The sequence below is a fragment of the Actinoplanes sp. NPDC049599 genome (assembly GCF_044465625.1).
Taxonomy (GTDB): domain Bacteria; phylum Actinomycetota; class Actinomycetes; order Mycobacteriales; family Micromonosporaceae; genus Actinoplanes.
Map to the genome: position 1 here is coordinate 123,146 of NZ_JBITLX010000026.1, position 11,740 is coordinate 134,885.

The window sequence follows — 11,740 nt, forward strand, 5'->3', positions numbered from 1 at the left end:
CCCGAACTTGTCGTACCCCCGGGCTAGCCTGCTGGTCGTGGGACGAAGTCAGGCCATCGGCCGGGGGCGTGATCCGCGGTTCGGGCCGGAGGCCGACGACGCGGGCTGCTCGATCCTGCACGTCGACATGGACGCGTTCTTCGCCGCCGTCGAGGTGCGCCGCCGCCCCGAGCTGCGCGGCAAGCCGGTGGTCGTGGGCGGCCTCGGGCCCCGCGGCGTGGTCAGCTCGGCCAGCTACGAGGCCCGGCGCTACGGCATCCGCAGCGCGATGCCGGCCATGCGGGCCCGCGCGCTGTGCCCGCACGCGGTGTTCCTGCCACCCGACTTCACCGAGTATTCGGCCGCCTCCGCCGCCGTCATGGCGATCTTCCGCGACGTCACCCCGCTGGTCGAGCCGCTCTCGCTGGACGAGGCGTTCCTCGACGTGGCCGGCGCCCAGCGGCTGCTCGGCCGCCCGGCGCTGATCGCCCGCGACATCCGCGCCCGGATCACCGCCGAGCAGCGGCTGACCTGCTCGGTCGGGGTCGCGTCGAGCAAGTTCGTGGCCAAGCTGGGCTCCACCCGGGCCAAGCCCGACGGGGTGATCGTGGTCCCGGCCGGCCAGGTGCTCGACTTCCTGCACCCGCTGCCGGTGGACGCGCTCTGGGGCGTGGGGGAGCGGGCCGCCGAGACGCTGCACCGGCTGGGCCTGATGACGGTCGGTGACCTGGCCGCCGCGCCGGTGCGGATGCTGCGCGGCGCGCTCGGCGAGGCCTCCGCCGCGCACCTGCACGAGCTGGCCTGGGGCCGCGACCCGCGCCGGGTGGTCGCCGAACACGTGGAGAAGTCGGTCGGCGCGGAGCTGACCTACGACACCGACGTCACCGACCCGGCGACGATCCGGCGCAGCCTGCTGGCGCTGGCCGACAAGGTCGGCGCCCGGCTGCGGGCCGGCGGCCACGTGGGCCGGACGGTCACCATCAAGATCCGGATGGCCGACTTCCGCACCGTGAACCGGTCTCGAACGATGCCGACCCCCACCGATGTGGCACGGGAGATTTTCGGGATTTCCTGGGCGCTGTTCGAGGCGCTGCGCGCGGGCGAGCCGATCCGGCTCGTCGGCGTCCGGGTCGAGGGCCTGGCCGCCGCGGCCGGCGCATCCCGGCAGCTCACGCTGGGGGAGCCGGAGCGCGGCTGGCGCGAGGCGGAGGCGGCGACCGACGCCCTGACGGCCCGATTCGGCCGCTCCATCGTCGGACCGGCCAGTCTTTTGGGACAAACCGATCAACGCAGAACCGAAAATCACCCGCACTCGACGGTCGTCCCGCTTTCCGACCCGCCAACGCCCTCGTAGACTTGCGGTAAGGCAGCCGGTCGGCTGTCTCGCACCATCGGCCCGCCTGCACCACCGCCGGAGGGCCGGACATGCGCCCGGGGAGGAATGCCGTGCCGCTCTCGGAGCACGAGCAGCGGCTGTTCGATCAGATCGAGCAGTCGCTTGCCGAGGACCCCAAATTCGCCTCGGCTGTGCGGGCCAGCGACCCGCGTTTCCACGCCCGGCGCCGACTCGTCGTCGCCGCGTTCGTGATCGTCGCTGGATTGGCGTTGGTTGTCTACGGCACGGTGAGCAGCAACACGCTGCTCGGCGTGGCGGGTTTCGTGGTCATGCTGGCCGCGGCAGCGTTCGGGATGCAGAGCCGCCGGAAGGGGCAGGCTCCTGACCTGCACGCCGTCGGCGGCACCGCGACCCGCCGCACCCGGCAGACCAGGAAAGCGGGCTTCATCGACCGGCTCGAGGACCGCTGGCGTCAGCGTCCCGAAGGCCACCGGTAACCCGGTCAACCAGCGGCGACGAATGGCGGCCATCCGGCCGCCATCGCCGTATCCGCAAGCTCATCACCGACGATGAGCGCCGAACACCGAAGCGGCGTCCCGTGGCGGGACGCCGCTGATTGCTACGCCCGGGGCCGGCCCGTTCGCGCGGCGGCCTGATCACACACCACAACGCCCGGCCGGGTCCGGCCGGGCGTTGCTGTCGGTGCTTGCGGTGGCGCTCAGCGGGCCCGGTTCGCCAGCAGCCGGCGCGGGCTGAACCGGACCAGCAGGTCCCGTCCCCGGCTGAAGCTGCTCATCCACTTCGCCGACGTGTCGCCCATGCCCAGCCGCCACCGCAGCATCACCGACGGCGGCAGCAGGATCGCCGCCAGCCGGGTGCGCCTGGTGGCCGTCCGCGCCAGACCCTTGCGGACCTGGTTCAGCGCCACCGTCAGCTCGCCGCCCTGCAGCGGCTGGCGGGCGTACCGGGCCCGTTCCTCCGCGCGGCCCAGCAGCGTCGCCGATTCCGCCGGGGCCTCGGTCAGGTCGGCCTCGCGGATCAGGCGCTGGGCCGTGTGCCGCGGGGTCTCCGTCGGGTCCACCGGTACGCGGTAGTCGACCATCGTGTCCACCAGTTCGTCCCACGCCGCGTGCGCGTCCTCGCGGGCGCGGACCGCTTCGGTGGTCACCACGACCTCGCGCGCGCCCGGCGGGGCCGAGCCGGTCGCCGCCGTCACCGCCGTCACCTTGGGGGCCGTCGCCGCGTGCCGGCGCTTGCGGACCAGGATCCGGCGCAGGGCCGGCACCGCCAGCAGCGCCAGCAGCAGCGCGATGATCGCCGCCGTGAGCAGGGTCGTCGTGGAGGGGCCCGGCTGGTTGGCCGCGCTGCCCGCATCCAGCGAGTCGGCGTCGAGGTCGCGGTCCGGGCGGTCCGCCGCGCCCGGGGCCGCCGAGGAGTCGGCGCCCGGCGCCAGCGAGGCCGTCGAGGTCGGCGACGGGGTCTCGACCGCGTCGGTGTCCGGAGCCCAGTCCGAGCGGGTCGAGCCGACCACCGCGGCCGCCGGGGTCGCGTCGAACGGCACCCAGCCGAAGCCGTCCAGGTAGACCTCGGTCCACGCGTGGGCGTTGCGGTTGGTCAGGATGTACGCGTTGCCGTCGCGGGTGCTGCCCCGGGTGAAGCCGAACGCCACCCGGGCCGGGATGCCGGCCTCGCGGACCATCCACGCCATCGCCGCCGCGTACTGCTGGCAGTAGCCCGCCTTGCTCTCCAGGAACGCCGAGATCGCCGAGACGCCCGCAGCCTTGTCCGTGGTCTGCAGGCTGTACGTGAAGTCGTTGTCCCGGGAGAAGTACCGGTAGATCGCCATCACCTTGTCGTACTCGCTGCGCTCGCCCTTGGTCAGGTCGGCGACCAGCTTGGCGACCTTCGCGTCCTCCGGCACCGTCGTGAACTGGGTGCGCAGGGGGTTGTCGCGGGGGAGCTCCTCGGCGGTGCGCAGCTCGGTCGGGGTGTACTTGGCACGCACGTAGTCGAAGGCGTACTTCTTGCCCTTGGTGGTCGTGCGGTTGGAGTAGACCACCTGGGTGTTCGGGTCGTAGGACCAGGCGCCGTCCAGGCCGTCGGTCCCGATCGTGGTCGAGTAGATCGGCGCCAGCGTCTGGCCGAAGTCGTTGGTGATCTCCACCTCGGCGCGGTACTGCCGGTACTCCGCGCCGGCTGTGCCGCCGTTCTGCCGGGGGTCGCCCATGCCGCGCGACAGCGGGCGGCCGTTCGGCGTGCGGTTGCTGAAGCCCTCGGAGGTGAGCACGTCGGCGACGCCGAAGCGCAGGTAGAACGGGTCGGTCTCGGTGGTCGTGACCCGCACGTAGTTGGTCACCTGGGTCTGCGACAGCTGGCCGCTCAGCGACGCGAACAGGTTGATCCGGCCGGTGCCGCCGGTGCCCGAGCCACCCACCCCGTTGCCGGTGCCGACCTGGGTGAGCGAGTTGAGCAGGCCGGTGTTCAGGCCCGGCACGATCAGCGGCAGCAGCACCGCCGTGGCGACCCCGATGACGGCGAGCCGGCGCCCGGCCGCGGCCAGCGGCGAGGGCTCCCACACGTCGACGTCGCGGCCGTCGCCGGTGAACCGGCGGCCGAACCGGCGGACCCGGTCGACGTTGTCGGCGACCAGCAGCCAGAGGAAGCCGGTCGCGCCGACGATGAACGGGAACACCGGCACGCTGTCGACGTAGACCGCGACCGGCACCGAGTAGATGGCCAGCATCGGCAGGCCGGCCAGGGCCGGCCGGCGGAGCACGACGGTGAGCAGGTCGACCGCGATGGCCACCGCGCCGATCCCGAAGACCGCGATGAACAGCAGGCCGCTGCGGTCCGGCACCGGGACACCGTACGAGCGGGTGTCGTTGCCGGCCTCGTTGAACAGCGCGCCGAAGTGCTGGAACGTCGCCGGCGAGGGCAGCAGCGAGAAGATCTCGTCGCCGCTGGGGAACATCCAGGTCAGCGTCAGCAGCAGCACCAGGACCATGCCCAGCGCCTGGGCCCAGGTCGGGAACCGCAGCGTGCGGGTCAGCACCGCCGCGCCCGCCACCAGGCCGACCGCCAGGATGCACTGCAGCAGCCAGGTCCAGGTGTCGAAGATCGCCGACAGCGGTGCCGCTGACAGCAGGGTCGCGGCCGCCGCCACGAGCCCCAGTCGTCGTCGCCCGGTCACCGGAGCACTCCCCTCATCGTCCGACCGTCTCCGCCATCGCCGCCCGGTAGGCGAACCCCTGCGAGCCGCGGCCGGCGGCCGGCCAGAGCGCGGCCAGCGAGTCGCCGTGGGCGACCGGCACCGAGCGCCAGCCGCTGCGGACCAGCGCCAGCGACGAGGCGCCGTGCGCCCGGTCGCCCTCGGTGCGGTCCGTGGCGGTCATGCTGACCCAGGTGGAGCTGTCGATCGCGAAGCCGATGCAGGTCGCGCCGTTGCCGCGCAGCCCGGTCAGCACCTCGGCCTCGGCCACGCTGAGCGTGCCGAACAGCCCGATCACCAGGCCGCCGTCGGAGCGGCGCCGGACCTGCTCGACCAGCACGGAGATGTCGCCGGCCTGGGTCAGCTTGACGTCGGCCAGGGTGTCCAGGATGGCGCCCTCGCCGCCGATCTCGGTGGCGTCGACGTCGACCCCGGCGCCGGTGACCAGCCGCAGCTTGTAACCGGCCTGGCGCAGGTGCATGGCGATGCTGGCGGCCGCCGAGACGGCCCACTCGAAGCTGGCCGTCGGGCCCTCGCCGCGGTGCGCGTCCAGGCGGGTGTCCAGCACCACGGTGGCCCGGCTCTCCCAGGGCTGCTCCTCGCGGCGCACCATGAGCTCGCCGGTGCGGGCCGTCGAGCGCCAGTGCACCCGGCGCAGGTCGTCGCCGCGGCGGTACTCGCGGGTCGCGGCGTCGTCCTCGCCGTGCACGGCGACCGAGCGGGCGCGGCTGTCGCCGGTGCCCGCATATTCGCCGGCCAGCCGGACAGCCGGCAGCGCGACCACCTGCGGGATGACCGTGAGCCGGTCGACGCTGGGGAACGAGCGGGTCAGCTCGCACAGCCCGAACGGGTCGGTCAGCCGGATCACCAGCGGGCCGACCGGGTAGCGGCCGCGCACGTCGGCGCGGACCGTGTACGCCACCGAGCTGGCCTGATGCGCGCCGAGCCGCTCCAGCACCACCCGCGGCCGGCTGCCCAGCGCGTACGGCAGCCGGTCCTCCAGCAGCAGCGTGCCGGTGGGCAGCCGGGACATGTTCTGCAGGCGCAGGATGACCCGCGCGCTGGAGCCGACCGGGGCCCGGCCCGGCTCCAGCGAGCGGGTGCACGCCAGCTTGTAGCGGCTGCGGCCGACGTACGCCGCGGCCAGCAGCGGCAGCATGGCCAGCAGGATCGCCACCCGCAGCAGGTCCTTCTCGCCGAGGATGAACGCGGAGACGGCGGCGGCCGAGCCGGCGGCCAGGAAGGAACGGCCGCGTGTGGTCAGCCCCCGCAGAGCCTCCCGCATGTCACCGCCCCCGGGACTCGTACTGCCCGCGGGTGTCGCCGACCGCGCGCGTGTCGTACGGCGAGCGGCTGCGGTCGTGCGGCAGGGGGAGCCGGTGCACGATCTCCGCGACGATGGCGTCCGTGGTGCGCCGGTTCAGCTGGGCGTCGGCCGTCGGGATGATGCGGTGGGCCAGCACCGGCACGGCCAGCGTCTGCAGGTCGTCCGGGAGCACGTAGTCGCGGCCCTCGAGCGCGGCGACGGCCTTGGCCGTACGGATCATCTGCAGGGTGCACCGCGGTGACGCGCCGAGGCGGATCTCCGGGGCCTCCCGGGTGGCCGTGACCAGCGCGATCGCGTACTGCTGGACGGCCTCGGAGGCGTGCACGTCGCGGGCGGTGGCGATCAGCCGGCGGACCAGCGCGGCGTCGGCCACCGAGCGCAGGTCGTTCAGCGGGTCGTGGGCGCCGTGGCCGTTGAGCATCGCCATCTCGGCGCGCGGGTCCGGGTAGCCCATCGCGATGCGGGCGGTGAACCGGTCGCGCTGCGCCTCGGGGAGGGGATAGGTGCCCTCCATCTCGATCGGGTTCTGGGTGGCGATGACCATGAACGGCGCCTGCAGCTCGTACGTGGTGCCGTCGACCGTGACCTGCCGCTCCTCCATGCACTCCAGCAGGGCGGACTGGGTCTTCGGCGAGGCCCGGTTGATCTCGTCGCCGACCACCAGGTTGGCGAAGACCGCGCCCGGCTTGAACTCGAAGTCGCGGGTCTCCTGGTTGTAGACGCTGACCCCGGTGACGTCGCTGGGCAGCAGGTCGGGGGTGAACTGGATGCGCCGGACCGAGCAGTCGATCGAGCGGGCGAGCGCCTTGGCGAGCTTGGTCTTGCCGACGCCCGGCACGTCCTCGATCAGCAGATGGCCCTCGGCGAGCAGCACGGCCAGAGCCAGCCGGACCGTCGCGCTCTTGCCCTCGATGACCTGCTCGATGTTGGCCATGATGGCCCCGCTTGCGGCGAGGAACTCAGCACTCGGCAGGGGACCGCCGGGCTGGTCCCAGGTTGGCGTTGTCACGGGCCTCCTCCATGTCGTTCAAGCCCCTTCCTACGCGCTCACGTAGAAAAGGAACCGAAGGTTCGCGGGCGGCCGGCGGTCCGTGGGCCTCCGGCGCTCGCCGCCCGTTCCCCACAGGTTAGCCCGGTCACAGCAACCTGCCGAGGGCGCGCTAGACCTTGTAACGGCTTGTGGTCAACTGGACACGCATATCGGATGGGTTACGAATAAGCATGAGCTGATACCGGTCGCCGGGCGAACCGGACGCCCGGTATCATGCAGTCATGGCTCGGTCCTTCCTGCTTCTTAGCCGGCCGTGCTGATCTCGTAGCAGAGAACAGTGCGGCGCCCCCTCCTGCGAGAGGGGCTTTTTTGTGCCCTGAAGTAGGTGATCCCAGTCGACTGACTTTCACAAGATCGAGATGGTGACGATGAGCGAGTCCGAGACCAACGCGGACGTCCCGCCGTACCGCTACACGGCGGCCATGGCCGCGGAGATCGAGCCCCGCTGGCAGGACTTCTGGTCCGGCCACGGCACGTTCCACGCGCCGAACCCGACCGGCGAGCTGGCCGACCCCGGCCACCCGCGCGCGGGCGCGCCGAAGCTGCACGTCCAGGACATGTTCCCCTACCCGTCCGGCGCCGGCCTGCACGTCGGGCACCCGCTGGGCTACATCGGCACGGACTGCTACACCCGCTACAAGCGGATGGCGGGTTACAACGTGCTGCACCCGATGGGCTTCGACGCGTTCGGCCTGCCCGCCGAGCAGTACGCGGTGCAGACCGGCACCCACCCGCGGATCACCACCGAGGCCAACGTCGAGCGCTACCGCGGTCAGCTGCGCCGGCTGGGCCTGGCGTACGACGAGCGGCGCAGCTTCTCGACCACCGACCCGGAGTACTACCGCTGGACCCAGTGGATCTTCCTGCAGGTCTTCCACTCCTGGTTCGATCCGTCGGACGGCAGGGCCAAGCCGATCGAGGTCCTGGTCGCGCAGTTCGAGGCTGGGGAGCGCGAGACCCCCGACGGCCGGCCGTGGGCCGAGCTGTCCGGCGTCGAGCGCCGGCAGGTGATCAACGACTACCGCCTGGCGTACGTCAGTGAGGCGCCGGTCAACTGGTGCCCGGGGCTGGGCACGGTCCTGGCCAACGAGGAGGTCACCCCGGACGGCCGCAGCGAACGCGGCAACTTCCCGGTCTTCAAGCGCAGCCTGAAGCAGTGGATGATGCGGATCACCGCCTACGGTGACCGGCTGGTCGACGACCTGGACACGCTGGAGTGGCCGGAGCCGGTCAAGCTGATGCAGCGCAACTGGATCGGCCGCTCCCGGGGCGCAAACGTCGACTTCCCCGTTGAGGTTTCCGGAGCTGCCGGCGGCTCCGTCATCTCGGTCTTCACCACCCGCCCCGACACGCTGTTCGGCGCGACCTACATGGTGCTGGCGCCCGAGCACGCCCTGGTCGACTCGGTCGTGCCGGCCGCATGGCCCGAGGGCACCAGGGAGGCCTGGACCGGCGGGCACGGGAGCCCGGCCGAGGCGGTGGCGGCATACCGGGCCCAGGCCGCGGCCAAGACCGAGGAGGAGCGCACCGCCGACGGCAAGGTCAAGACGGGCGTCTTCACCGGCGCGTACGCGACCAACCCGGTCAACGGCGTCCGCATCCCGGTGTTCATCGCCGACTACGTGCTGGCCGGCTACGGCACCGGCGCGATCATGGCGGTGCCCGGCCAGGACGCGCGCGACTGGGCCTTCGCCGAGGTCTTCGAGCTGCCGATCATCCGTACCGTCGAAGCGCCGGACGGTTTCGACGGCGCCTTCACCGGCGACGCCCCGGCGATCAACAGCGAGTGGCTGAACGGCATGGGCGTCGCGGACGCCAAGGCTGCGATGATCGCCTGGCTGGAGGAGCACGGCCACGGCACGGGCGCGACCACGTTCCGGCTGCGCGACTGGCTGTTCAGCCGGCAGCGTTACTGGGGCGAGCCGTTCCCGATCGTCTACGACGAGACCGGCCTGCCGGTCGCGCTGCCCGACTCGATGCTGCCGGTGGTGCTGCCGGACACCGACGACTTCTCGCCGCGCACCTTCGACGCCGACGACGAGCACAGCGAGCCGGAGACGCCGCTGTCGCGCAAGAAGGACTGGGTGACCGTCGAGCTGGACCTGGGCGACGGCCCTCGCGTTTATACCCGCGAGACGAACACCATGCCCCAGTGGGCGGGTTCGTGCTGGTACGAGCTGCGGTACCTGGACCCGCACAACAACAAGGTGCTGGTGGACCCGGAGAACGAGGCGTACTGGATGGGCCCGCGCGACGCGGCGGACTGCGGCGGCGTCGACCTGTACGTCGGCGGCGTCGAGCACGCGGTGCTGCACCTGCTGTACGCCCGCTTCTGGCACAAGGTGCTGTACGACCTGGGCCACATCTCGTCCTTCGAGCCGTTCCGCAAGCTGTTCAACCAGGGCTACATCCAGGCGTACGCGTTCCGCGACGCCCGCGGCGTCATCGTGCCCGCCGAGGAGGTCGTCGAGCGCGCCGGCAAGTGGTATCACGGCGATCAGGAGGTCGCCCGCGAGTACGGCAAGATGGGCAAGTCGCTGAAGAACGTCGTCACCCCGGACGACATGAGCGAGCAGTACGGCGCCGACACGTTCCGGGTCTACGAGATGGCGATGGGCCCGCTGGACGTGTCCCGCCCCTGGGACACCCGCGCCGTGGTCGGCTCGCAGCGGTTCCTGCAGCGGGTCTGCCGGCTGGTGGTGGACGAGGACACCGGCGCGGTCCGGGTGACCGACGAGCCGCTGGACCCGGCGACCCGGCGGGTGCTGCACCGCACCATCGACGGCGTCCGCGAGGACATGGACGAGCTGCGGTTCAACACGGCCATCGCCAAGCTGATCCAGCTGACCAACACGCTGACCCCGCTGGCCACCACGTCCCGCGAGGCGATCGAGCCGCTGGTGCTGATGATGTCGCCGTTCGCCCCGCACCTGGCCGAGGAGCTGTGGCGCAAGCTGGGCCACCCGGACACGCTGGCCTACGCCGACTTCCCGGTGGCCGACCCGGCCCAGCTGGTGGCCGAGTCGATCACCTACCCGGTGCAGGTGAACGGCAAGGTCCGCGGCCGGGTCGAGGTCGCGCCGGACACGACCGAGGATGCCGTACGCGCGGCAGCGCTGGAGTCGGTCGCCGAGGCGCTGGCGGGCCGCGAGCCCCGCAAGGTGATCGTGGTCAAGGGGCGCCTGGTCAGCGTCGTCGTCTGAGGGCCGTCGGGAGGTCGGGCACGCCGTACCGGAAGAATCGGTCCGTGCCTGATCTCCCGGACGTCCTGACCGTTGCCCCGCTGAGCGCACCCCTGGACGCCACCGTGCGCCCGCCGGGGTCGAAGAGCATCACCAACCGGGCGCTGATGTGCGCCGCCCTGGCCCCGGGAACGTCGACGCTGACCGGCGCCCTGTTCGCCGACGACACCCGGGCGATGCTCGGCGCGGTCGCGGCACTGGGCGCCACGATCAACGCCGACCCCGCGACCGCGACGGTGACCGTCACCGGCGTGGACCCCCGGCGCGGCGCCGCGGCCGCCACCGTCGACGCGCGCCAGTCCGGCACCACGTCGCGGTTCATCCTGCCGGCCGCGGCGCTCCGCCCCGGCGCCACGGTCGTGGACGGCTCGGCCCAGCTACGCGCCCGGCCGTTCGGCCCGGTCCTGGAGGCCCTGCGCGACCTGGGCGCGACGGTGTCCACGACGGGTTTCCTGCCGGCGACCGTGCGCGGCCCCTTGCGGGGAGGAGCGGTACGCGTCAGCGGTCACATCTCCAGCCAGTTCCTGTCGGGGCTGCTGATGGCGGGCCCGCTGATGACCGAGGGCCTCGCCGTCGAGCTGACCTCGGCGCTGGTCTCGGTCCCGTACGTGGAGATGACCAGGGCGGTGATGGCGGCGTTCGGGGTCTCGGTAGAGGGCCTGAGCGTGGCACCGGGCACGTACCGCGCCACGGAGTACGCAATCGAACCGGACGCGAGCGCGGCGTCGTACTTCCTGGGCGCGGCGGCGGTGACCGGCGGCCGGGTGACGGTCAGCGGACTCGGCGCCGGCAGCCTGCAGGGTGACGTGGCATTCGCCGAGGTGCTGGGGCGGATGGGCGCGACGGTGACCCGCACGGCGGAGTCGGTGACGGTGAGCGCGGGCGGGGTCCTGCACGGTATTGACGTCGACATGGCTGACATTTCGGATACGGCGCAGACGTTGGCGGCGGTGGCGGTTTATGCGGACTCGCCGACGCGGGTGCGCGGGATCGGGTTCATCCGGGGGAAGGAGACCGACCGGGTGGCGGCTGTGGTGACTGAGTTGCGGCGGGCGGGGATCGAGGCGGTTGAGGACGAGGACGGGTTCACGGTGCATCCGGGGGTGCCTCGCCCGACGCGGTTCGCTACGTATGAGGACCATCGGATGGCGATGAGCTTGTCGTTGCTGGGGCTGCGGTCGCCGGGCATGGAAATCGCCGATCCGGGCTGCGTGGCGAAGACCTACCCGGACTTCTTCACGGACCTCGACCGACTGCGCTGATCGGGCAGGTGGTCGGCGGGGCGATCGGAAGGGCTCAGTGGCCGCCGGCGGCTCGCCGCTCGCTCGCAGCCCCTTGTCTGGTGCCTGCAGCCTGCCTGTGCTGCCGGCCAGCTATCGCTCGCCGCCCCGCCCGCCGCCCGTCTGCCGTCTGCCGCCTGCTCGCGTGGCGCCCACCACCCAGCCACCCGCCCGCCGCCACCCGCCTGCCGCAACCCACCCGCCTGCCGCCCGCCGGCCCGTCTGCCGCCCGCCGGCCCGTCTGCCGCCCGCCGGCCCGTCTGCCGCCCGCCGGCCCGTCTGCCGCCCGCCGGCCCGTCTGCCGCCCGCCGGCCCGT

General features: G+C 72.5%; 7 protein-coding genes. 4 read left to right on the forward strand and 3 right to left on the reverse strand.

Annotated features, from left to right (window positions below; genetic code table 11):
• Window positions 1-37: 37 nt before the first annotated feature.
• Together ACIBQZ_RS33800 and ACIBQZ_RS33805 are read left to right on the forward strand one after the other, a co-directional pair.
• The gene (locus ACIBQZ_RS33800; RefSeq protein ID WP_396092894.1) at window positions 38-1,333 is read left to right on the forward strand and encodes a DNA polymerase IV; all 1,296 of its coding nucleotides are present in this window, start codon (window positions 38-40) and stop codon (window positions 1,331-1,333) included.
• Window positions 1,334-1,425: 92 nt separating this feature from the next.
• Window positions 1,426-1,812, forward strand: coding sequence for a DUF3040 domain-containing protein (locus tag ACIBQZ_RS33805; RefSeq protein ID WP_396092895.1), 387 nt, complete (start codon window positions 1,426-1,428; stop codon window positions 1,810-1,812).
• A gap of 221 nt (window positions 1,813-2,033) precedes the next feature.
• Here the strand turns inward: ACIBQZ_RS33805 and ACIBQZ_RS33810 are convergent, their stop codons facing one another.
• The 3 genes from ACIBQZ_RS33810 to ACIBQZ_RS33820 are packed head-to-tail and all read right to left on the reverse strand — an operon-like array spanning window position 2,034 to window position 6,859.
• A complete protein-coding gene (locus tag ACIBQZ_RS33810; protein ID WP_396092896.1) occupies window positions 2,034-4,505 on the reverse strand; it encodes a DUF3488 and DUF4129 domain-containing transglutaminase family protein in 2,472 nt (823 codons plus the stop codon).
• Between the two features lie 13 nt (window positions 4,506-4,518).
• Window positions 4,519-5,808: a DUF58 domain-containing protein gene (locus ACIBQZ_RS33815; protein ID WP_396092897.1), complete on the reverse strand. Its 1,290-nt coding sequence runs from the start codon at window positions 5,806-5,808 to the stop codon at window positions 4,519-4,521.
• Between the two features lies 1 nt (window position 5,809).
• Window positions 5,810-6,859 (reverse strand): AAA family ATPase, encoded by a 1,050-nt coding sequence (locus tag ACIBQZ_RS33820; protein WP_396092898.1) that lies wholly within the window; start codon window positions 6,857-6,859, stop codon window positions 5,810-5,812.
• A gap of 410 nt (window positions 6,860-7,269) precedes the next feature.
• Here ACIBQZ_RS33820 and leuS point away from each other — a divergent pair, with 410 nt between their 5' ends.
• Together leuS and aroA are read left to right on the forward strand one after the other, a co-directional pair.
• Window positions 7,270-10,104: a leucine--tRNA ligase gene (gene leuS / locus ACIBQZ_RS33825; RefSeq protein WP_396092899.1), complete on the forward strand. Its 2,835-nt coding sequence runs from the start codon at window positions 7,270-7,272 to the stop codon at window positions 10,102-10,104.
• Window positions 10,105-10,148: 44 nt separating this feature from the next.
• On the forward strand, window positions 10,149-11,405 hold the full coding sequence (gene aroA / locus ACIBQZ_RS33830) for a 3-phosphoshikimate 1-carboxyvinyltransferase (protein WP_396092900.1): 1,257 nt from the start codon (window positions 10,149-10,151) through the stop codon (window positions 11,403-11,405).
• Window positions 11,406-11,740 lie beyond the last annotated feature (335 nt).

Bases quoted from the DNA above. Each gene is read 5' to 3' on its own strand.
- ACIBQZ_RS33815 (WP_396092897.1), bottom strand. From the start codon at position 5,808: ATGCGGGAGGCTCTGCGGGGGCTGACCACACGCGGCCGTTCCTTCCTG.
- leuS (WP_396092899.1), top strand. From the start codon at position 7,270: ATGAGCGAGTCCGAGACCAACGCGGACGTCCCGCCGTACCGCTACACG.